Source organism: Nonomuraea sp. NPDC051941 (genome assembly GCF_044593615.1).
On the sequence record NZ_JBIUCF010000026.1, the window covers coordinates 97826 to 119344 of the forward strand.

General features: G+C 69.9%; 21 protein-coding genes and 1 pseudogene. 16 read left to right on the plus strand and 6 right to left on the minus strand.

Translation table 11 applies throughout. From position 1 onward, the window contains the following. The 3 genes from ACIHFD_RS36965 to ACIHFD_RS36975 form a co-directional block, all read right to left on the minus strand. A complete protein-coding gene (locus ACIHFD_RS36965) occupies positions 1 to 1092 on the minus strand; it encodes a cupin domain-containing protein (RefSeq protein WP_397370943.1) in 1092 nt (363 codons plus the stop codon). Positions 1093 to 1252: 160 nt separating this feature from the next. Next, positions 1253 to 2482 carry a DUF349 domain-containing protein gene (locus ACIHFD_RS36970; RefSeq protein ID WP_397370944.1) on the minus strand — a complete coding sequence of 410 codons (1230 nt, stop codon included), beginning with the start codon at positions 2480 to 2482 and terminating at the stop codon, positions 1253 to 1255. A gap of 62 nt (positions 2483 to 2544) precedes the next feature. Continuing rightward, positions 2545 to 3432: a peptidylprolyl isomerase gene (locus tag ACIHFD_RS36975; protein ID WP_350727182.1), complete on the minus strand. Its 888-nt coding sequence runs from the start codon at positions 3430 to 3432 to the stop codon at positions 2545 to 2547. A 138-nt stretch (positions 3433 to 3570) separates the two neighbouring features. On the opposite strand from ACIHFD_RS36975, the gene ACIHFD_RS36980 reads away from it, so the two are divergent. The 3 genes from ACIHFD_RS36980 to aspS are packed head-to-tail and all read left to right on the plus strand — an operon-like array spanning position 3571 to position 7255. Further along, on the plus strand, positions 3571 to 4251 hold the full coding sequence (locus ACIHFD_RS36980; RefSeq protein WP_350727183.1) for an MBL fold metallo-hydrolase: 681 nt from the start codon (positions 3571 to 3573) through the stop codon (positions 4249 to 4251). After that, positions 4251 to 5507, plus strand: coding sequence for a histidine--tRNA ligase (gene hisS, locus ACIHFD_RS36985; protein WP_397370945.1), 1257 nt, complete (start codon positions 4251 to 4253; stop codon positions 5505 to 5507). The genes ACIHFD_RS36980 and hisS overlap by 1 nt, the downstream gene beginning before the upstream one ends. Further along, positions 5504 to 7255: an aspartate--tRNA ligase gene (aspS, locus tag ACIHFD_RS36990; protein WP_397370946.1), complete on the plus strand. Its 1752-nt coding sequence runs from the start codon at positions 5504 to 5506 to the stop codon at positions 7253 to 7255. Before hisS ends, aspS begins: the two co-directional genes overlap by 4 nt. Before the next feature lie 53 nt (positions 7256 to 7308). Here the strand turns inward: aspS and ACIHFD_RS36995 are convergent, their stop codons facing one another. Beyond that, complete coding sequence (locus ACIHFD_RS36995; RefSeq protein WP_397370947.1) at positions 7309 to 8211, minus strand: peptidylprolyl isomerase; 903 nt, start codon at positions 8209 to 8211, stop codon at positions 7309 to 7311. 168 nt (positions 8212 to 8379) lie between these two features. Between ACIHFD_RS36995 and ACIHFD_RS37000 the strand changes: the two genes are divergently transcribed. The 6 genes from ACIHFD_RS37000 (at position 8380) to ruvX (ending at position 14490) form a co-directional block, all read left to right on the plus strand. Next, positions 8380 to 8862 carry a DUF2231 domain-containing protein gene (locus ACIHFD_RS37000; RefSeq protein ID WP_397370948.1) on the plus strand — a complete coding sequence of 161 codons (483 nt, stop codon included), beginning with the start codon at positions 8380 to 8382 and terminating at the stop codon, positions 8860 to 8862. 82 nt (positions 8863 to 8944) lie between these two features. Next, positions 8945 to 10186 carry a replication-associated recombination protein A gene (locus tag ACIHFD_RS37005; RefSeq protein ID WP_350727259.1) on the plus strand — a complete coding sequence of 414 codons (1242 nt, stop codon included), beginning with the start codon at positions 8945 to 8947 and terminating at the stop codon, positions 10184 to 10186. Positions 10187 to 10699: 513 nt separating this feature from the next. Next, complete coding sequence (locus tag ACIHFD_RS37010; protein ID WP_350727188.1) at positions 10700 to 11092, plus strand: DUF948 domain-containing protein; 393 nt, start codon at positions 10700 to 10702, stop codon at positions 11090 to 11092. Further along, a complete protein-coding gene (locus tag ACIHFD_RS37015; RefSeq protein WP_350727189.1) occupies positions 11089 to 11319 on the plus strand; it encodes a hypothetical protein in 231 nt (76 codons plus the stop codon). The genes ACIHFD_RS37010 and ACIHFD_RS37015 overlap by 4 nt, the downstream gene beginning before the upstream one ends. Positions 11320 to 11336: 17 nt before the next feature. Further along, entirely contained in the window at positions 11337 to 14009 is a 2673-nt protein-coding gene (gene alaS / locus ACIHFD_RS37020; protein WP_397370949.1) for an alanine--tRNA ligase, read from the plus strand. 1 nt (position 14010) lies between these two features. Next, a complete protein-coding gene (gene ruvX / locus ACIHFD_RS37025; RefSeq protein ID WP_397370950.1) occupies positions 14011 to 14490 on the plus strand; it encodes a Holliday junction resolvase RuvX in 480 nt (159 codons plus the stop codon). Positions 14491 to 14911: 421 nt separating this feature from the next. Here ruvX and ACIHFD_RS37030 read toward each other — a convergent pair. Continuing rightward, a pseudogene (locus ACIHFD_RS37030) lies at positions 14912 to 15022 on the minus strand (hypothetical protein); the annotation flags it as partial. Positions 15023 to 15043: 21 nt separating this feature from the next. Here ACIHFD_RS37030 and mltG (ACIHFD_RS37035) point away from each other — a divergent pair. The 3 genes from mltG (ACIHFD_RS37035) (at position 15044) to ACIHFD_RS37045 (ending at position 18562) form a co-directional block, all read left to right on the plus strand. Continuing rightward, entirely contained in the window at positions 15044 to 16051 is a 1008-nt protein-coding gene (gene mltG / locus ACIHFD_RS37035; protein ID WP_364257629.1) for an endolytic transglycosylase MltG, read from the plus strand. A 211-nt stretch (positions 16052 to 16262) separates the two neighbouring features. Then, a complete protein-coding gene (mltG, locus tag ACIHFD_RS37040) occupies positions 16263 to 17408 on the plus strand; it encodes an endolytic transglycosylase MltG (protein WP_397370951.1) in 1146 nt (381 codons plus the stop codon). Positions 17409 to 17707: 299 nt separating this feature from the next. Further along, positions 17708 to 18562 carry a shikimate dehydrogenase gene (locus tag ACIHFD_RS37045; RefSeq protein WP_397370953.1) on the plus strand — a complete coding sequence of 285 codons (855 nt, stop codon included), beginning with the start codon at positions 17708 to 17710 and terminating at the stop codon, positions 18560 to 18562. 6 nt (positions 18563 to 18568) lie between these two features. On the opposite strand, the gene ACIHFD_RS37050 is transcribed toward ACIHFD_RS37045, so the two are convergent. Further along, entirely contained in the window at positions 18569 to 19246 is a 678-nt protein-coding gene (locus ACIHFD_RS37050) for a type II toxin-antitoxin system Phd/YefM family antitoxin (protein WP_397370954.1), read from the minus strand. On the opposite strand from ACIHFD_RS37050, the gene infC reads away from it, so the two are divergent. The 4 genes from infC to ACIHFD_RS37070 all read left to right on the plus strand — a co-directional run bounded on the left by infC (position 19164) and on the right by ACIHFD_RS37070 (position 21489). Next, positions 19164 to 19751: a translation initiation factor IF-3 gene (gene infC, locus ACIHFD_RS37055; protein WP_090945400.1), complete on the plus strand. Its 588-nt coding sequence runs from the start codon at positions 19164 to 19166 to the stop codon at positions 19749 to 19751. The genes ACIHFD_RS37050 and infC overlap by 83 nt on opposite strands. A 125-nt stretch (positions 19752 to 19876) precedes the next feature. Then, a complete protein-coding gene (gene rpmI, locus ACIHFD_RS37060) occupies positions 19877 to 20071 on the plus strand; it encodes a 50S ribosomal protein L35 (protein WP_103958467.1) in 195 nt (64 codons plus the stop codon). 24 nt (positions 20072 to 20095) lie between these two features. Beyond that, positions 20096 to 20479, plus strand: a complete 384-nt coding sequence (gene rplT / locus ACIHFD_RS37065) for a 50S ribosomal protein L20 (RefSeq protein WP_185077087.1) — start codon at positions 20096 to 20098, stop codon at positions 20477 to 20479. A gap of 206 nt (positions 20480 to 20685) precedes the next feature. After that, positions 20686 to 21489 carry an RNA methyltransferase gene (locus tag ACIHFD_RS37070; protein ID WP_355198475.1) on the plus strand — a complete coding sequence of 268 codons (804 nt, stop codon included), beginning with the start codon at positions 20686 to 20688 and terminating at the stop codon, positions 21487 to 21489. Positions 21490 to 21519 lie beyond the last annotated feature (30 nt).

Below are 21519 nucleotides of genomic sequence, written 5' to 3' on the forward strand. Positions count from 1 at the left end.
TCAGCGGGGGCGGAGGTCGGGGAGGTTGACGACGATGGCCTCCTGGGTGCTGCGGGCGATGACGACCACGGCCTCCTGCGACGGGTCCGGATTCTCCTCGCGATGGGGCACGTACGGCGGCACGAAGATGTAGTCGCCGGGCTTGGTGTCCAGCCGCACCTCCCGCCCGTCCTCCAGGAACACGAACGACGGCGTGCCGCTGACCACGTAGATGGCCGTCTCCGAGGCCCCGTGGTGGTGGTCGGACGAGCGCGTGGCGGGCGCGACGTGGGTCTGGCCCATCCAGAGGCGGACGGACCCGGCCGTGGCCCCGCTGATCGCCGCGAGCCTGTGCATGCCGGAGCTCTGCGCCGTCTCGCCCGAGAGCTCCCCTGAGGGCACGTGACGCAGCGGCTGGTGGAACGGGTCACCCTCGGCCCTGTAACCCTCCCAGAGACGCCCTCCAGCGCGTTCCAGGACGTCCGAGGCGACGGCGGCCAGCCGTGCCGAGTCGTCGACGGCGCCGAGCAGCGCCTCCGCCAGCACCGGGTCGTGGGCGCGCAGCTCGCGCAGCAGCCACTTGCCGCTCCCCTGCCACCTGCGCCCCAGCCCGAGCGCCATCCTGGCGGTCTCCTGCGCCACCTGCCACCGGATGAACGTCCGCTCGCCGGCGTCCGTGGCCCCCGAGAGGTCGTCCAGGAGGTCGGAGAGGGCGTATCTGGCCCGTTCGGCCTGTGAGCTGGTCAGACCGCCCGGTCCGGCCGTCAGGCGCTCGCTCAGCGCCGCCTGGAGGTCGCTGGCCCGGCCGCTGGTCCGGTCGGTCAGCACCGCGCCCTCGGCGCACATCCGGGCCAGGCTCGGCTGGCGCCGGTCGAAGTCCTTGTCGAGGTAGGCGCGCAGGCTGGTCTCGCTGTGCACGAACAGCTCCACGGGCCACTCGCGCCACCGCAGCGACTCGCGGTAGGGGGTGGGCAGGCCGTCGAGCACCACGACGACGTCGAGGTCGGAGGTGCTGGTGCGGCGCTCGGTGAGGGCGCTGCCGCCGACGAAGGCGTACAGGGCCCCCGGGAACATCTCCTCGACGAGGGCACGTGCGGCGCTGACGGGATCCATGCCCGCCAGCCTAGGTCTCAGCCCCTTCCGCCGCCGCCCCATTTCACGCACCGCCGCCACTCGCTCGCGCACGGTCGCCACACGGTCGGCGCACGGTCGGCGCACGGTTGGCAGGGCCCGGTGGAGGCCCGAAGAGGCCTCCACGGGCATTTCCACTGGGTCAGCTGAACTCGGCGAGCGTGCGCTCGGCCTCCTCCAGCCACGAGCGCCGGGCGATCAGCGCTTCCTCGGTCTCCTTGATGTCCTTGGCGCGACCGGCCGTCTGCGCCTTGGACAGCCGCTTCTCCAGCTGATCGATCGAGGTGCGCAGCTGGTCGACGGTGCTCTGCGCGCGGGCCCTGGCCTCCGGGTTGGAGCGCTTCCACTCGGCGTCCTCGGCCTTGCGCACGGCATCGTCCACCTTGCGCAGCCCGCCTTCGAGCCGGTCGCGCTGCTCGCGCGGCACCGGGCCGGCGGCCTCCCAGCGCTCCAGGATGTTCCGCAGCGCCGAGCGGGCCGTGCGCACGTCCGTGACCGGGAGGATCTTCTCGGCCTCGGCCAGCAGCACCTCCTTGACCTCCGCGTTGGCGGCCAGCGAGGCGTCGCGCTCGGCGAAGACGGCGGAACGGGCCTGGAAGAACTGGTCCTGCGCGCCCTTGAAGCGGGCCCACAGCTCGTCCTCGGCCTCGCGCGAGGCCCGGCCGGCGCTCTTCCACTGCTGCATCAGCTCGCGGTAGATCGCCGCGGTCTGGCCCCAGTCGGTCGAGTCGGCCAGCGCCTCGGCCTCGGCGACGATGCGCTCCTTGGCCGCCCGCACGCCCTCGCGCTGCTCGTCGAGCCCCGCGAAGTACGTCTTGCGCCGCTTGGCGAACGCCGTACGGGCCGCCGAGAGCCGCTTCCACAGCGCGGCCTCGGTGACCCGGTCGATGCGGTCGGCGGCCTTCCACTCCTCGACGAGCTGGCGCAGCCGCTCGCCACCCGACTTCCAGTGGGTGGTCTCGTCCGCGATGCGCTCGGCCTCGGCGACGATGCGCTCCTTGACCGACCTGGCCTCGGCGCGCGCGTGCTCGCGGGCCGCCTTGACCTCCTCGCGGCGCTGGGCGACCAGCTCCGTCAGGCCGTCGAGCCGGGCCGTCAGCGCGTCGAGGTCGCCGATGGCGTGGGCGTCGGCGACGGCCTCACGCAGCTTGGCGATGTTCGCCTCGGCCTGGGCAGGAGCCAGGTCGGTGCCCTTGACGCGCTGTTCCAGCAGCTGCACCTGACCGGCCAGCTCGTCGTACTTGCGATGGAAGTAGGCCAGTGCCTCTTCGGGTTCACCGGCCTGCCAGGAGCCGACGGCCCGCTCTCCCTCAGCCGTACGCACGTAGACGGTGCCGTCGTCGTCTACCCGGCCCCACGGGTCGGTGCTCACCGTGTCCTCCCGCACTTTCCATCAGACCCTTCGGGACTACTTCGTCCCTAGTTTGTATTACGTCAGCTCTTGCTGGCGATTGTCACGTCTTTGATTTCGACGGTTTGCTTCGGCGCCCCCGTCCCGTCGCCGGCGTCGCCGATGACGCCTGCTTTGTTCACCTTGTCCAGGATGTCGAGCCCCTTGGTGATCGTACCCACCGGCGTGTAATCCGGCGTGAGTCCGATGTCTCCGAAAACGAGGAAGAACTGGCTGCCCGTGCTGCCCGGCGCCTGCGTTTTGGCCATGGCCATCACGCCGCGCTTGTACTGGGCGCCCTGGAGGTTCTCCTCGGCCATGACGTAGCCGGGGCCGCCGGTGCCGTCCTGGCTCTTGCCGTCGGCCTTGGCCGACGGGTCGCCGCACTGCAGCATCGGGAACTGGGCGCTGCCGAGCCGGTGGCACTTGCTGCCGTCGTAGTACTTCTTCTTCGCCAGGAACTCCAGCGAGTTGGTCGTGCAGGGCGCCTTGGCGTTGTTCAGCTCGACGACGATGTCGCCCTGGTTGGTCCTGAGCGTCATCGTCTTGGTCGCCGGCGTGGTCTTGACCTTGGCCGGCGGCATGCCGACGTCCTTGACCTGCCCGCCTCCGGCGTCCTTGACGTAGTCGCACGTGCCCGTCGCCGCGTCGTACGGCTTGGGCCCCGCCGCGGCCGAAGCCGAGGCCGAGGCCGACGGCGCGGCGGTGTCGGCGGCCGACGCCGTGGGCGAGGAGGCCGCGTCGGTCCCCGCGTCGTTGCCGCCCAGCAGCGCGACCGCGGCGACGATGCCGCCGATCACGATCACGACGCCCACCGAGGAGCCGATGATCGCCGTGCGCTTGGCCTTCTGCTCGCGTTCGACCCGGCGATGCATCTGCCGCTCGTAGTGCTCACGAGCGAGCTGCCTCTGCCGGTCCTTCCCCGTGGCCACCGCTTTGCCTCCCATAGTCAATCAACTGAGGTGGGCGAATCGTATCGGCCAACGGGTAATGATTCGCAGCCCGGCGACCCGCACCGGTACCCTTCGGTTACATTCCCATTGGCTTTTCGACGAGATCACCTGAGGCAGATGCTCATCGCCGGCTTCCCCGCAGGGGCCTTCCAGACCAATTGTTACGTTGTCGCGCCCGCGGCCGGCGAGGAATGCGTGATCGTCGATCCAGGTCAGGACGCGACCGAGGGCGTCGACGAGCTGCTGCGCGAGCACCGGCTCAAGCCGGTCGCGGTCCTGCTCACCCACGGCCACCTCGACCACGTCTGGTCGGTGGCCCCGGTCTGCGGCGCGCGTGACGTCCCCGCGTGGATCCACCCTGACGACCGCCACCTGCTGAGCGACCCGGCCGCCGGCTGGTCGGGCACGAGCGCCTCGATGTTCGGCGGGCTGACGCTGAGCGAGCCCGACGACGTGCGCGAGCTCTCCGACGGGGCCGTGCTGGAGCTGGCGGGCCTCGAGCTCGTGGTCGACCACACGCCCGGCCATACCAGGGGGTCGGTGAGCTTCCGGCTGCCCGGCGACGAGATCATGTTCTCGGGCGACCTGCTGTTCGCCGGCTCCATCGGCCGCACCGACCTGCCCGGCGGTGACTACACGACCATTTTGCGCAGCCTGGCTGCCAAGTGCCTGACGCTGCCTGACGATACGGTCGTCCTGCCGGGCCACGGACCACAGACGACGATCGGCCGCGAGCGCGCTACCAACCCATATTTGAAGGAAGCGGCGCCGCAGTCCGGTCCCACACGAGGGATCTAATGAGCTTCCAAGCACCTAAAGGTGTCAAAGAGTACGTTCCACCGCAGGCCTCGACGTTCTACGCGATTCGCGGAGCTTTCGCCGAGACGGCCAGGCGGGCCGGATACTCGTACCTGGAGACCGCGGTCTTCGAGGACACCCAGCTGTTCGCCCGTGGCGTCGGCGAGTCCACCGACGTCGTGAGCAAGGAGATGTACACCTTCACCGACCGCGGCGGCCGGTCGCTGACGCTGCGCCCGGAGTTCACCGCCGGCGTGCTGCGCGCGGTCCTGGAGTACGGCCTGCACCGCGGCCAGCTCCCGGCGAAGGTCTGGACCGACGGCCCGGTGTTCCGCGCGGAGGCGCCCCAGGAGGGCCGCTACCGACAGTTCTACCAGCTCGACCTGGAGGCCATCGGCAGCGAGGACCCGGCCGTCGACGCCGAGACGATCGCGCTGGCCTGGCAGTGGTATACCGCGCTCGGCCTCACCCGGGTGCGGCTGCTGCTCAACTCGCTGGGCTGCAAGGAGTGCCGCCCGATCTACCGGGCCCGGCTGCAGGAGTTCCTGCGCGCGCTCGACCTCGACGAGGCCACCAGGGCCCGCATCGAGATCAATCCGTTGCGCGTGCTCGACGACCGGCGTCCGGAGGTGCGCGCCCAGCTCGAGGACGCGCCGCTCATCGGCGACCACCTCTGCGCCGACTGCACGGACTACCACGACCGGGTCAAGCAGCTCCTGGCCGACCTGGACATCCCGTGGGAGGACACACCCAGGCTGGTGCGCGGGCTCGACTACTACACCCGCACCACCTTCGAGTTCGACCACCCGCTGCTGGGCGCGCAGTCCGGCATCGGCGGCGGCGGCCGCTACGACGGGCTCTCCGAGGCCATCGGCGGGCCGGCGCTGCCCGGCATCGGCTTCGGGCTCGGTCTCGACCGCACCGTCATCGCCCTGGAGCGGGAGGGCATCGTGCTCGACACCCCGGCCCGCTGCGAGGTGTACGGTGTGGCGCTGGGCGACGAGGCGGCGCGGACCATGTTCAAGCTCGTGAGCGAGCTGCGCGCGGCCGGTGTCGCCGCCGACATGTCCTTCGGCGGCAAGGGGCTCAAGGGCGCGATGAAGGGGGCCGACCGTTCCGGCGCCCGTTTCGCCCTGATCCTGGGCGAGCGTGACCTGGCGGCCAAGGCCGTGCAAGTGAAGGACCTGACCACCGCTGAGCAGACCGAGGTGCCCTTGGCCGAGGTCGTCGACGTTTTGAAAGGGAAACTGCAGTGATCCGCACGCACAAGGCCGGGTCGCTCCGCGAGGAGCACACCGGGCAGCAGGTGACGCTCGCAGGATGGGTGGCCCGCCGCCGTGACCACGGCGGCGTGGTCTTCATCGACCTGCGCGACGCCTCCGGCTCGGCGCAGGTGGTCTTCCGCGAGGAGGACCACGCCCACGACCTGCGCGCCGAATACTGCGTGAAGGTCGTCGGCCAGGTCAGGGTCCGCCCCGAGGGCAACGAGAACCCCGACCTGCCCACCGGCGCGATCGAGGTCGTGGCCGAGCAGGTCGAGGTGCTGAGCGAGTCCGCGCCGCTACCCTTCCCGATCGAGGGCAACGTGGGGGTCTCGGAGGAGGCCCGGCTCAAGTACCGCTACCTCGACATCCGCCGCCAGCAGGTGGCCAGCGCCATGCGCACCCGCTCCAAGGCCACCTACCTCGCCAACGAGGTGATGCACGAGCTGGGCTTCGTCTACGTCGAGACGCCGACCCTGACCCGCTCCACGCCCGAGGGCGCGCGCGACTTCCTGGTCCCGGTGCGCCTGCAGCCCGGCAACTGGTACGCCCTGCCCCAGTCGCCCCAGCTGTTCAAGCAGCTCCTCCAGGTCGCCGGCCTCGAGCGCTACTACCAGCTCGCCAAGTGCTACCGCGACGAGGACCTGCGGGCCGACCGGCAGCCGGAGTTCACGCAGATCGACGTCGAGATGTCCTTCGTGGACCAGGAAGACGTCATCGAGGTCGGCGAGAAGCTGATCGGCCGGCTGTGGAAGGAGATCGCCGGCTACGAGCTGTCGACGCCGCTGCCGCGCATGACGTACGCCGACGCGATGGCCCGCTACGGCTCCGACAAGCCGGACCTGCGCTTCGGCCAGGAGCTGGTCGAGATGACCGGCTACTTCGCCGGCACGCCCTTCCGCGTCTTCCAGGCCGAGTACGTCGGCGCCGTGGTCATGCCGGGCGGCGCCTCGCAGACGCGCAAGGAGCTCGACGGCTGGCAGGAGTGGGCGCGCAGCCGCGGCGCCAAGGGCCTGGCCTACGTGCTCGTCCAGGAGGACGGCACGCTGGGCGGCCCGGTCGCCAAGAACCTCACCGAGGAGGAGCTCTCCGGGCTCGCGGCCAAGGTCGGCGCCGAGCCGGGCGACGCGATCTTCTTCGCGGCCGGCCCGAAGCACTCCTCGCGCGACCTGCTCGGGGCGGCCCGCCTGGAGATCGGCCGCCGCTGCGGCCTGATCGACGAGTCGGCGTGGGCGTTCCTGTGGGTCGTCGACGCCCCCATGTTCGAGCCCGTGTACGACGAGGTGGGCCGCGAGATCGGCTGGACCGCCGTGCACCACCCGTTCACCGGGCCGAAGCCGGAGTGGGCCGACAACTTCCAGGACCACCCGGGCGAGGCGCTGGCGTACGCGTACGACATGGTCTGCAACGGCATGGAGATCGGCGGCGGCTCGATCCGTATCCACCGGGCCGAGATGCAGCAGCGCGTCTTCGACGTGCTGGGCATCTCCAAGGAGGAGGCGGAGAGCAAGTTCGGCTTCCTGCTGGAGGCGTTCAAGTACGGGCCCCCGCCGCACGGCGGCATCGCCTACGGCTGGGACCGCATCTGCATGCTGCTGTCCGGCGGCGACTCGATCCGTGACGTGATCGCGTTCCCGAAGACGGCCTCCGGCTTCGACCCGCTCACGGGCGCGCCCACGCCGATCACGGGCGAGCAGCGCAAGGAGGCGGGCGTCGACGCCAAGCCCAAGGCCGAGGTCTAGGCATGTGAGAACGGCGGGCACCGGAGCCGGTGCCCGCCGTTCTCGTTGTCGCCCTACTTGAAGGTGATGTTCTTGATGATCACCGGGTTCTTGGGCGCCGTGGTGCCGCCGTCGCCGGTGATGTCGGCCTCGTTGATGATCAGGTCCTTGCCGCTGGTGGCCAGCCCCAGCAGCATGTCCATGCCCTCGCTGACCATGCCGACGACGTTGTAGCCGACGTTGAGCTGGGTGTTCTCGTCCGACAGCGAGATGGCGAACTGGCTGTTGTTCTGGCCCATCGCGTCACCCGCCTGGGTCATGAACACCGCGCCCTTGACCAGGGGGATCTCGGTGTTCTCGTCGCCGTAGACGTACCCCGCGGTGCCCTGGCCGTCGGTCGGGTTCTTGCCGTCGGCCTTGGCCTGCGGGTCGCCGCACTGCAGCAGGTGCACGCCGGACACGTCGGGCGTGACCAGGCGGTGGCACTTCATGTTGTCGTAGAACTTCTTCTTCGCCAGGAAGCTGAGCGAGTTGATCGAGCACGGCGCGGCGTCGGTCATGAGATCGACGACGACGGTGCCGCGGTTGGTGACGATCGTCATCTTCTTCAGCTTCATGTTGGGCTTCTTGCCCGGCAGGCCGACGAACTTGTTCGGCACCCCCGTCTCCCGCTTGTAGGTGCAGGAGACCGGGCCGGTCTTGGCCGTCGGCGTGGCCGACGGCTCCGTGGAGGCGGAAGCGGAAGCGGAGGCGGAAGGGCTGCTCTCCGCCGAGGCCTTGCCGGGTTCCTTGTTGACCAGCGTGGTCGCGGCGAAGATGCCGCCCGCGACCACGACGACGGCCACGCCCGCGCCGATGAAGGTGTTCCGCCGTGACTTGGTGGTCTGGGCGGCGGCGCGCTTCGCCTGCCGTTCCTTGTGCTCCCGCGCCAGCTCGCTCTGGCGGTCTTCCTCGTTCTGGCGGTCGTCGCCGCTCACCGCTATGTCCTCTCACTTTGCCCGTGCATGACCAAACAACTCCGCGCATGCTACCGGCCTTCGATATGTGCCGGACGTAAGTGGTGAAAGCGGCAGAGGACGACATGTGAGGTCGCGAACCATATGGTGCTGAGATTCGTAGTTGAAATGAGAACTAAGGAGCACCTCATGTTCGACCAGATCCTCGGCCTGCCGGCGCATCCACTGATCATTCACTTCGCCGTCGTGCTGACCCCGCTGCTGGTGGCCGCGGCGGCCGTCTACGCGATCGTCTCGCGCTGGCGCACGTACGTGGCGTGGGCGGTGGTCCTGCTCTCCCTGGCCTCTCCGGTGGCGGTCTTCGCGGCCAAGGAGAGCGGCGAGAGCCTCAAGGCGGCCCGCTTCGCCACGGCGGACGGCGCGCTGGGGTCCCGCATCACCACGCACCAGAGCTTCGCCAACCCGCTGCTGCTGTCGGTGCTGGGGCTGGCCGTGGCCGCGCTGCTGCTCGTGTACGCCACCAGCCCGGCACGCGACTCGGTCGGCCGCGACCGGTTCGGCCGGGCCACGACGCTGACCCTGTCGGCGCTGACGCTGGTGCTGGCCGCGGTGGCGGGCTACTACGTCTTCCGCGCAGGGGACTCGGGCGCGCGAGCGGTCTGGGGAGCGTAGTCCGCGCGTGTAATCTCATGATGTGGATAGCCTGTTCGATTCCGCGGCCGAAGAGGCCACCCCGCAGCCCCTGGCGGTGCGGATGCGACCGCGCACGCTCGACGAGGTGATCGGTCAGCGGCACCTGCTCGGCCCGGGCACCCCGCTGCGGCGCCTGGTCGAGAGCGAGGCTCCCATGTCGCTGTTCCTGTGGGGGCCGCCCGGCACCGGCAAGACCACGCTCGCCTACGTCGTCTCCAACGTCACCGAACGCCGCTTCGTCGAGGTCTCCGCCGTGTCGGCGGGCGTCAAGGACGTACGCGCCGCCATCGACAACGCGCGGCGCGAGCTCGGCATGAGCGGACGGCAGACGGTGCTGTTCGTGGACGAGGTGCACCGCTTCAACAAGGCCCAGCAGGACGCGCTGCTGCCCGCCGTCGAGAACCGCTGGGTCACCTTCATCGGCGCGACCACCGAAAACCCGTTCTTCTCGGTCATCTCACCGCTGCTGTCGCGCTCGCTGCTGCTCACCCTGGAGTCCCTGACAGAGGACGACATCCGCGCCGTGCTGGAGCGGGCCGTCTCCGACCCGCGCGGCCTCGGCGGGCGCGCCACGCTCGCGCCCCAGGCCCTGGAGCATCTCGTACGCCTGGCGGGCGGCGACGCGCGCAGGTCGCTGACGTACCTGGAGGCGGCCGCGCTGCTGGCCGACGACATCACCGTGGAGGTGGTGGAGAAGGCCGTCGACAAGGCGGCCGTACGCTATGACCGGCAGGGCGACCAGCACTACGACGTGATCAGCGCGTTCATCAAGTCGATGCGCGGCTCCGACGCCGACGCGGCCCTCCACTACCTGGCCCGCATGATCGAGGCCGGGGAGGACCCCCGCTTCATCGCCCGCCGCATCGTCATCTTCGCCTCCGAGGACGTCGGCATGGCCGACCCCACCTGCCTGCAGACCGCGGTGGCCGCGGCCCAGGCGGTGCAGCTCATCGGGTTGCCGGAGGGGCAGATCAACCTGGCGCACGCGGTCATCCACTGCGCGATGGCCCCCAAGTCCAACGCCGTGGTCAAGGCCATCGGGGCGGCCATCGGCGACGTCCGCCGCGGCCTCATCGGCCAGGTCCCCGGCCACCTCCGCGACGCCCACTACCCGGGGGCGGCCAAGCTGGGGCACGGGGACGGCTACAAGTACCCGCACGACTTCGACCATGGGCTGGTGCGGCAGGAGTACGCGCCCGAGCAGGTGCGGGATCGCCGCTACTACGAGCCGACCCGCCACGGCGCCGAGGGCCCGGTCGCGGACCGCTGGGCCAAGATCCGCGACTTCCTCCGCGGCTCCTGACCCCCGTCTCGGCGGGGTGGTGGTGCGGTGGCGTTCGGCGCAATGCGGTCGGTGGGGTGCTGGTGCACGCGCGGCGGGGTGGTGGTGCCGGCGTGGCGGGTCAGGGCCGCTGAAGCCGCCGCTTTCACTTTCCCGGCGCCGGGTCGGCGGGTCGGGGTGCAATGGCGTTCGGCGCAACGTGTGCGGTGCGGTGGCGGGCGGCGAAAGGTCGTGCGGTGGGTGGGTCGGAGCCGGTGGCCGGGGTGTTCCAGACGTCCGGGAGTGTGGAGGCCGTTGGGGGAGGCGTGTGTGGCAGGGTGGGGGATGGCGTAGGTTTGGGGTGCGCGGGCGTTGGGACACGGCCCGGGCCGGGGACGGCTGGTGGCGCACGGGATCGGGGCGGCACGCGGGCGGTCGTGGGAGCGCCGGGCACCGACGCGGCAGCACGGTCAAGGCCGGCGTCCTCACCAAGGTTGTCACTCGAACGCGATAAGGTCTTGCCGTTCCGGCCCAGCGTACGAGGGAGATGAGCGCATGCTTACCGCTGGAGAGGTCGCCGGCCTGATCGCGGCCACCGGCTGGATAGTCCTGGTCTGCGTGCTCGCCATGGTGCTCATCAAGCTGGCCAGGCTGCTCACCGAAACCACCAAGGCGGTCTCCGACCTGAACGACCGCCTGACGCCGCTGCTCGACGACATGAGCGTCACGGTCAACGAGACCAACCGGCAGCTGATCGCCGTCGAGGCCATCACCAAGGACGTCAAGCAGGTCAGCGGTCACGCGGCCAAGCTCAGCGCGGTGACGCAGACCATCTTCACCGGGCCGCTGATCAAGGTGTCCTCGCTCGCGTACGGCGTCCGCCGAGCCATCGAGGCCCGCAGGCCCCGCAAGGCCGTCCCGAGGACGCGTCAGGGGCAGGCGCGATGATCAGGCGGCTGTTTTACCTGTCGCTGGGCGCGTTCCTCACCTTCTGGGTGATGCGCAGGCTGCAGGCGCTCCACCCCGATCACGTGGCCCGCAGGACGGCCAACGGCGCCGCGGGGATGCTCCGGCAGGTGAGAGACTTTACTTCCGACGCGCTCGGCGAGGCCGCGGAGCGCGAAACCGAGTTGCGAGCCCGCTTCGGGCTCGGCAACGCTGAAGACAACAACTAACGCAAAGGATGGCCAACATGGAGTCGGCAGAGATCGCCCGCCGCTTCCTGCGCTTCTTCGAGGAGCGTGGGCACAAGGTAGTGCCCTCGGCCAGCCTGATCGCTGAGGACCCCACGCTGCTCCTGGTTAATGCCGGTATGGTGCCGTTCAAGCCGTACTTCCTGGGGCAGCGCAAGCCTCCGGCGTCCCGGCTGGCCACCGCGCAGAAGTGCGTGCGCACCCCCGACATCGACGAGGTCGGCAAGACCACGCGGCACGCCACGTTCTTCCAGATGCTGGGCAACTTCTCCATCGGTGACTACTTCAAGGCCGAAGTGATCCCGTTCGCGTGGGAGCTGCTCACCCGCTCCGAGTCCGACGGCGGCTTCGGCTTCCCCGAGGACAAGCTGTGGGCGACCGTCTACCAGGACGACGACGAGGCCTACGACCTCTGGCGCAACCGCGTCGGCCTGCCCGAGCACCGCATCCAGCGGCGCGGCCTGGAGGACAACTACTGGCACATGGGCGTGCCCGGCCCCGGCGGCCCCTGCTCGGAGATCTACTACGACCGCGGCGCCGAATACGGCAAGGAGGGCGGCCCCGTCGCCGACGAGGACCGCTACCTCGAGGTGTGGAACCTCGTCTTCATGCAGTACCAGCTCAGCCAGGTCCGCACCAAGGTCGACTTCGACGTGGCGGGCGAGCTGCCGGCGAAGAACATCGACACCGGCATGGGCCTCGAGCGCATGGCCGCGATCCTGCAGGGCGTCGACAACATCTACGAGATCGACACCACGTACAAGATCCTCGACAAGGCGGCCGAGCTCACCAAGACCCGCTACGGGCGCGACCCGCGGGCCGACGTGAGCCTGCGCGTGATCGCCGACCACGTCCGCACCGGCACCATGCTGGTGGCCGACGGCGTGCTGCCCAGCAACGAGGGCCGGGGCTACGTGCTGCGCCGCATCCTGCGCAGGAGCATCCGCAACCTGCGCCTGCTCGGCTCCGGCGACGACCGCTACATGCACGAGCTGACCGACGTCGCCATCAACGTCATGGGCGAGCAGTACGCCGAGCTCAAGGTCGACGCGCCGCAGATCCACGCGGTCATCGACGCCGAGGAGGCGTCGTTCCTGGGCACGCTGCGCACCGGCACCGCGATCTTCGACGTGGCCGTCGAGGAGACCAAGCGCAAGTCCGGCACCACGCTCTCCGGCGACCAGGCGTTCAAGCTGCACGACACCTACGGCTTCCCGATCGACCTGACGCTGGAGATGGCGTCCGAGCACGGGCTCAAGGTCGACGAGGAGGGCTTCCGCCGGCTCATGAAGGAGCAGCGGCAGCTCGCCAAGGCCGACGCCGCGGCGAAGAAGACCGGCAACGCCGACATCTCCGTCTTCGGGCAGCTGCTGGAGAAGGCGGGCAAGGTCGAGTTCCTCGGCTACGACCAGACCGAGGCCGACACGAGCGTGGTCGGCATCCTCGTCGACGGCGTGCCCGTCCCGGCGGCCGGTGCGGGCGCGACCGTGGAGGTCGTGCTCGGGCGCACCCCGTTCTACGCCGAGGGCGGCGGCCAGCTCGCCGACCAGGGCGTGATCCGCACCAGCGGCGCCGAGGTCGAGATCGTCGACGTGCAGACGCCGCTCGCGGGCCTGGTCGTGCACCGCGGCAAGATCCGCAGTGGCGAGCTCAAGGTCGGCGACGACGCGCAGGCGGAGATCGACCTCGAGCGCCGCCGCGCGATCTCGCGCAGCCACAGCGCCACCCACCTCGTCCACCGCGGCTTCAAGAACGCGCTCGGCGAGACGGCGGCCCAGGCCGGCTCGGAGAACTCGCCCGGCCGTTTCCGCTTCGACTTCACCGCGGCCGGCGCGGTGCCGGCCAGCGTGCTGCGCGACGTCGAGGACGAGGTCAACGCCGTGCTCATCAACGACCTCAAGGTCAACGCCTTCTACACCTCGCAGGCGGAGGCCAGGGCGATGGGCGCGCTGGCGATGTTCGGCGAGAAGTACGGTGACGAGGTCCGCGTCGTCGAGATCGGCGACTACTCGCGAGAGCTGTGCGGTGGCACCCACGTCCACAGCTCGGGCCAGCTCGGCCTGGTCAAGGTGCTGGGCGAGCAGTCGGTCGGCGCGGGCGTGCGCCGCGTCGAGGCGCTCGTCGGCATCGACGCCTTCCGCTTCCTGGCCCGCGAGAGCGTGCTGGTCGCGCAGCTCACCGAGCAGCTCAAGGCGCGCCGCGAGGAGCTGCCCGAGCGCATCGACGGCATCGTCACCCGGCTGCGCACGGCGGAGAAGGAGCTGGAGAAGATCCGCTCCGCCCAGGTGCTCCAGGTGGCCGGTGATCTCGCCGCCAAGGCGGGCGACCTGCGTGGAGTCTCCGTTGTGACACACCGCGCGCCTGATGGCACCGGTGCGGATGATCTGCGTAAGCTCGCGCTGGATGTGCGTGGCAGGTTCCCGGCGGACCGGCCGGCGGTCATCGTGATCGCCGGCGTCCCCTCCGACCGACCTGTGGTGGTTGCTGCGGTCAACGAGGCGGGGCGCGAGCGCGGGCTCAAGGCCGGGAAGCTGGTCGGCGTCGCCGCCAAGGCTCTTGGGGGTGGCGGTGGCGGCAAGGACGACGTCGCGCAGGGCGGCGGCACACGGCCGGACGCGATCGGCGACGCGCTGCAGCAGGTCGAGCAGGCTGTCGCGGATCAGCTCGGCTGATATGAGGTTCGGCACGCGGATCGGCGTGGACGTCGGATCCGTACGTATCGGCGTGGCCCGCAGTGACCCTTCCGGGTTTCTGGCCACGCCGGTCGAGACCGTCAGGCGAGGCAAGGGTGACCTCGACCGCATCGCCGCGATCGCCGCGGAGCACGAGGCGATCGAGGTGATCGTGGGGCTGCCCACCTCGCTGTCCGGACGCGAGGGGCAGGCGGCGGGGCTGGCCCGCCAGTTCGCCGCCGATCTCGCGGTCCGGCTCGCGCCGACGCCCGTGCGGCTGTTCGACGAGCGGCTGACCACGGTCGCCGCCACGCATGGGCTGCGTGCCAGCGGCATGAAAGCCAAGAAGCAGCGCGGCGTCGTGGATCAGGCCGCGGCCGTCGTGCTGCTGCAGGACGCGCTCGACTCCGAACGCGCCACCGAAAGACCCCCAGGCAGGCCCGTCGTACCGCCCCCAGCGGCCGACGGACCTGCCTCATGAGCGCGCGCGACACGGGGGTCGCGCCCGCGCAGGCGGAGTACACGGCAGGACGCATGGCCACGACGTGGCCGCAGGTCCGCTGCCGGGTCGATCGCAGGGCTGACGGCTCGGCGGCTGTGAGGGTTCTGGCCGTCCGCGTCGCTGACGGTGGGGTGGCCGCGTGAACGGCAGGCCCGATGGCGAGGACGACCTCGGCGACATGATCCCGTTCTCCTCCGGTGACTCCGAGCAGGACAGGCCGGAGGACCCGGCCGCGCGCGAGCCGAACCCGGAGCGACAGCGGCCCGAGCCCGATGCGACGGCTGGCCCTGATGCGACGGCCGGCCCTGATGCGGCGGCGGGGCCTGATGCGGCGGCGGGAGTCGGCGCAGCGGAAGCCGGGACGGCGGAAGTAGGCGCGGCTGAGGTCGGCGCGGCGGAAGTAGGCACAGCGGAGGTCGGCGCGGCGGAGGTCGGCGCTGCGGAAGCCGGGACGGTGGAGGCCGGGACGGCGGGGGAGGCGGAGGTTGGGGTGCCGGCCGCGCCCCGCCAGCGGGCCTTGCGCAAGGCCGGGATGGTCTCCGCGGGCCTGATCGTGTCCCTGGTGGCCTTGGGGGCGGGTGGGATCGCGGTGCTCAAGCCGTACCTGAGCCCCGAAGACTTCGACGGGCCCGGCAGCGGCGCCGTGACGGTGCGGATCGCGCCGGGTTCGAGCGCGCAGGCCATCGGCTCCGTGCTGGCCGAGGCCGGGGTGGTGGCGAGCGCGCAGTCGTTCGTACGGGTGACGGAGGAGCGCGCGGTCACCAACCGGCTGCGGCCCGGGCACTACCGGATGCGCAAGGGCATGGCCGCCAAAGCGGCGCTCGACCTGCTGCTCGCGCCCTCGTCCAGGGTCGTGCGGCGCGTCACCGTCCCCGAGGGTCTGCGGACGTCCGAGGTGCTGGCCCGCGTCGCCAAACTGGCCGGGCTGCCGCTCAAGGAGCTGCAGGGCGTCGACAAGGCTCTCGTCGGCCTGCCCTCGTACGCGGAGGGGCTCGAAGGGTTCCTGTTCCCCGCCACGTACGAGATCGAGCCCGGCGACACGGCCGTGGACGTGCTCGCGGCGATGGTCGAGCGCTTCCAGCTCGCGGCCCGCCAGATCGGCCTGGAGAAGGAGGCGGCCCGCAAGCACGTGACGCCGCTGGAGGCGGTCACGGTGGCCAGCATGATCCAGGCCGAGGGCGGGGTCGACGCGGATTACCCGAAGATCTCCAGGGTGATCTACAACCGCCTCCAGAAGGGCACCCCGCTGGAGATCGACAGCACCGTCCTGTACGCGCAGAACCGGCGGAGTCTGAAGATTACGGAGCGTGACACCAAGGTCGACTCTCCTTACAACACCTACCAGCACAAAGGGCTGCCGCCCGGGCCCATCGCGAATCCCGGGGAGAAGGCGCTGATGGCGGCCCTGAACCCAGCCCAAGGCGATTGGCACTGGTTTGTGACGACAGATCCGGCGCATAGAATCACCAAATTCACCGACAAAGAGAGCGAGTTCGTGAGATACCGGGAAGAGCTGAATAAGAACCTCGGGACGAGTTGATGTTCGGCGGGACCCCCTCCATCCCGGCGCAAATGCCCCAAAACGGGTCATGCGTCCTCTTTCCATCCCTTAGCATGGCTACCCAGAGTGATCTCCGCTGGTCGTGGGAGCATGTCCGGCGGACCCCCCAGTTCCGCTCGGTGACCCAAGCCGGTTTGGCGGTTTCGCTTGACGCCCGGCCGGTCATACCGGGAGATTGGCCAGCGCACCTATGAACGATCTCGATCTGAACACTCTCCTCGGCGCCGAGGACGACGGCGGTCGTACCCGGCGCACTCGCGGCGGCCGTGGCGGCCGCCGACGGCGCCGACGCCGCAACCGTGGCGGCTTCGTCGCGCCGCTGCTCGCCTTCGTCGTGCTGGCGGGCATCATCGGCGGCGGCGGTTACTACGGCTACATGTGGCTCAATGACGCGCTCGTGCCCGACGACTACACCGGTCAGGGCACCGGCGAGGTCGTCGTGGAGATCAAGGACGGCCAGAGCGCCTCGGACGTGGCGCAGGAGCTGGAGAAGCAGGGGGTCGTGGCCAGCGCCAGGGCGTTCACCAACGCGATCGCCAACGCCAACAGGAGCGGCTCGCTGCAGCCCGGCTCGTACAAGCTGCGCAAGAACATGTCGGCCGCGAGCGCGGTGGCGCTGCTCATCCCGGACAACCGGATGCGCGCCACGGTGACCCTCAAGGAGGGCCTGCGCCTGTCCGACACCTTGAAGACGTTGGCGCAGGAGACCGGCAAACCCGTCAAGGACTTCGCCGCGGCGGCCAAGGACGTGGATCAGCTCGACCTGCCGAAATACGCCAAGGGCAAGCTGGAGGGATACGCCTTCCCGGCCACGTACGAGGTCCAGCCCAAGACCACGGCGTCGCAGATCCTGGGAGCGATGGTCAAGCGGTTCAACCAGACGGCTGAGCAGATGGACCTCGAGGGCGGCGCCAAGGCACTCGGCCACACGCCGCACGAGATCATGGTCATCGCCAGCATCGTGCAGGCCGAGGCCGGTCGCCAGGAGGACATGCCGAAGATCGCCCGCGTCATCTACAACCGGCTGGAGCGCAAGCCGCAGATGAAGCTGGAGATGGACAGCACGGTCATGTATGCGCTGAACAAGTACGGCACGGCCGCCTCGATCCCGGAGACGAAGACCAAGAGCCCGTACAACACGTACCTGAACCTCGGCCTGCCTCCCGGGCCCATCACGAACCCCGGGGACCACGCGATCGAGGCCGCCCTGAACCCCTCCAAGGGGCCCTGGCTCTACTTCGTCGCCACCGACCCCAAGAGCAACGTCACCAAGTTCGCCACCACGGAGGCCGAGCGCCAGGCGCTGCTGGCCGAATACCGCAGGAACGGCGGCTGATCGGCGGTCCGACGCGTCACACGCCCGCTCACCTCCGACGGTGGGCGGGCGTCCTTTTGGGGCCGGTTCTGCCCGACCCACGGGCGCGCCGCACGGCCGGTGGCGGGTTTGCGCGGGAGACACCCATCCTTTACGGCTGCGCACGGTGGGCACCTCCCGCCGACCGGCGCCGCCCCCCGTCCAAGGGACGCTTCTCAGGTGATGGGACGACCCGCCGTGACGCGCGCCCCGTGGGCCGTCCGAGCGGCGAAGCGTGGGCGACGGGGCGATAGGGTCGTCATGTTTCGGAAGGAGTGTGGATGCGGGCTGCGGTGATGGGGTCGCCCATCGGTCATTCGCTCTCGCCTTACCTGCACCGGGCCGCGTACCAGGCGATGGGTCTCGACGGGTGGAGCTACGAGGCGTTCGAGTGCGACGAGGCGCGGCTGCCCGCGCTGCTGGGCGACCTGGTGCCCGTGCGCGGCCAGATCCCCGGCGGTGAGGACGAGTGGGCGGGGCTCTCGCTGACCATGCCGCTCAAGCGGGCCGTGCTGCCCCTGCTCGACACCGTGTCCGACCTGGCCGTCGAGGTCGGCGGGGCCAACACCGTGGTCTTCCACGACGGGCGCCGGCACGGCCACAACACCGACGTCTACGGCATCGAGCAGGCGCTGGCCGAGGCGGGCGTGCCCGCGCCGGGCTCGGCGACCGTGCTGGGCGGAGGGGCCACGGCGGCCTCGGCGCTCGCGGCGCTGCGTAACCTCGGGCTGTTCTCGGCGACGCTGCTGGTGCGCGACCCCGCGCGGGCGGGGGAGACGGTGGAGGTGGCCGAGCGGCTGGGCGTGGCGCTGGCGGTGGAGACGTTCGACAAGCTCGACGCCTTCACGCGGGTGGATCTGGTGGTCTCGACGCTGCCAGGCGGGGCGGCGGACGCGTTCGCCGACCGGCTGGCGCGGGTGCCCGCGCTCTTCGACGTGGTCTACTCACCCTGGCCGACCGGCGCGGCGGCGGCCGTCCGGGCCGCGGGCGGCACCGTGGTCGGGGGGTTCGCGATGCTGCTGCACCAGGCGGTGCGGCAGGTGGAGTTGATGACGGGCCGGACGGATGTGCCGGTGGAGGCCATGCGCGCGGCCGGCGAGGCGGAGCTCGCCAGGCGGTCATCTCGAACGGGTTGATCACGGTCACGCCGGTGTCCGCGAGCCACCTCTCCAGCGCCGACGCCTGCTGGGGGTCGCTCTTCCGGCGCAGCTCGATCCCCCAGCGGATCTCGCCGATGGACAGGACCCTGAGGTAGAGAGTCGGCCCCAGGTTGCCATGTGGCCTCCCTTGAGTCGGCGGTACTCCTCCATGTCGAGGATCACCACCACGTCCATGCCGTGCTTCGTGACGATCTGCGGCGCCTCGTCGTGAGCCTTCCTGACGACTTCACTGAGGTGCTGCTTGGCCTCTTGCAGCTGCCATCTGGTCGCTTCTGTCTGGATCGGTGCAGGGGCCGGGTCGGCGGGGATGATTCGAGAGCCTCTGGTCGTTGTGGTAATGTAGCTCTCTGATCGGTCCGGCATGCCATTGCTGGACGCGCAAGCGGAGGTCTCCCTCCCACCTGCGTCACCGGAAAGGTGGCCGGGTCCAGGATCACGCCGGACTACTCCGGGGAGCTCAAGGCCACGAAAGCCGAAGAGCTCAGTGGCCCCGCATGCGCGACGTGCGGGGCTTTTCGCGTTGGCGAGGAGCTCCCGGCACGACGAGCACGTAGGGATCGCAAACCTAGGAGGCCCCATCAGCACTGAGCCCCGCATCAACGAGCGTATCCGAGTTCCCGAGGTTCGCCTCGTGGGCCCGAACGGCGAGCAGGTAGGCATCGTCTCGATTCACGACGCCCTGAAGCTCGCCCAGGAGGCCGACCTCGACCTCGTCGAGGTCGCGGCCACGGCTCGACCGCCCGTGTGCAAGCTCATGGACTACGGCAAGTTCAAGTACGAGTCCGCGATGAAGGCGCGCGAGGCGCGCAAGAATCAGGCGCACACGATCATCAAGGAGATCAAGCTCCGGCCGAAGATCGACCCGCACGACTACGAGACCAAGAAGGGTCACGTGGTGCGGTTCCTCAAGGCAGGAGACAAGGTCAAAGTCACGATCATGTTCCGTGGTCGCGAGCAGTCCCGGCCGGAGTTGGGTTTCCGGCTTCTGCAGCGGCTCGCGGATGACGTCCAGGAGCTCGGTTTCGTGGAGTCCCACGCCAAGCAGGACGGCCGTAACATGATCATGGTGATCGGTCCGCATAAGAAGAAGGCTGAGGCCAAGGCCGAAAAGGCCGCCGCCAAGGCACAGCGTGGCAGCGAGGACACTTCCCCACAGGAAGGATGACCCGCGGTTGGGGTTAGCCTTACAGAGCGCCCCGATTAAGCCACCAGCAGACGAAGACGCCGCGACCGGGTCGGCCCAGCACCGGCCCGGCCCGTGGCACGACCGAAACGAGGAGAGACGGCGACATGCCGAAGATGAAGACGCACAGCGGTGCGAAGAAGCGGTTCCGGATTACCGGCACCGGCAAGATCAAGCGTCGCCGTGCCAACCGCGCGCACTACAACGAGTGGAAGTCGTCCACGCTGACGCGCCGTCTCAAGAACGAGGTCGTCCTTTCCGACGCCGATTCCAAGAAGATCAAGAAGCTGCTCGCTAAGTAGCGCGATTCCCCGGGGAGAAGAAACATGGCACGCGTGAAGCGGGCGCTCAACGCCAAGAAGAAGCGCAGGGTCGTCCTCGAGAGGGCGAGCGGTTACCGCGGCCAGCGGTCGCGTCTGTACCGCAAGGCCAAGGAGCAGATGCTCCACTCGATGACGTACGCCTACCGGGACCGCAAGGACCGCAAGGGCACCTTCCGCCGTCTGTGGATCCAGCGGATCAACGCCGCCGCCCGCCAGAACGGCATGACCTACAACCGCCTGATCCAGGGTCTGCGCCTGGCCGGCGTCGAGGTCGACCGCAAGATCCTGGCCGACCTCGCGGTCAACGACAGCCAGACCTTCGCCACGCTCGTCGAGGCCGCCAAGAAGGCGCTTCCGGCGAACGTGAACGCTCCGGCCGCGAGCTGAAAAGCCGCGAGCTGAGGCGCTCGTCTTAATCGAGGGGCCCACCGATGACGGTGGGCCCTTTGTTGCTGTGTGGGGCGCTGCCACGAGGGGCGTCCAGGTGTGGGGCGCTGCCACGAGGGGCGTCGCGGTGTGGGACGTTCCGTGAGGGACGCTGCCGTGTGGGACGTCGCCGTGAGCGACGTAGCTGTGTGGGACAGGGAGAGAGCATGGCCGGGTCCGAGCTGACCAACGTGAAGTCGCCGCGGGTGAAGGCGGCCAGGCGGCTCACCAAGCGGGCCTTCAGGGAGCAGGACCGCAGGTTCCTGGCCGAAGGGCCGCAGGCGGTGCGCGAGGCGCTCAAGCTCGACGGCGTGACGCTGGAGCTGTTCAGCACCGCCGAGGCCGAGCTGCGCCACCCCGAGCTGATCACGGAGGCCCGCCTGAAGGGCGTGCCCGTGCACCGGGCCAGCGGCGAGGTCATGTCGGAGCTGTCACAGACAGTGACCCCGCAGGGGCTGGTGGCCGTCTGCACGCTCGTACACGTGCCCCTGGACAAGGCGCTGGCGGAGCAGCCGCGCCTGGTCGCCGTGCTCGCCCACGTGCGCGACCCGGGCAACGCCGGCACCGTCATGCGGGCGGCCGACGCCGCCGGCGCCGACGCGGTGATCTTCACCGACGCCTCCGTCGACCCGTACAACGGCAAGTGCGTACGCGCCAGCGTCGGCAGCCTGTTCCACTTGCCCGTCGTCATCGGTGCACCGGTGAGCGCCGCCGTGCGTCAACTCAAGGAGCGGGGTTTGCGCGTGCTGGCGGCCGACGGCACGGGCAAGCACACGCTCGACGATGTTGATCTTAGCGGACCCACCGCGTGGATCTTCGGCAACGAAGCCTGGGGACTGCCGGAGGACGTACTGGCTGAGGCCGACGATGTGGTCAGAGTGCCCATCTACGGACAGGCGGAAAGCCTGAACCTGGCCACCGCCGCGGCGGTATGCCTTTACTCCTCGGCTAGGGCTCAGCGAGTGCCCTAGGCGGCGGGAAACCCGCTATTGTCGGCGTTG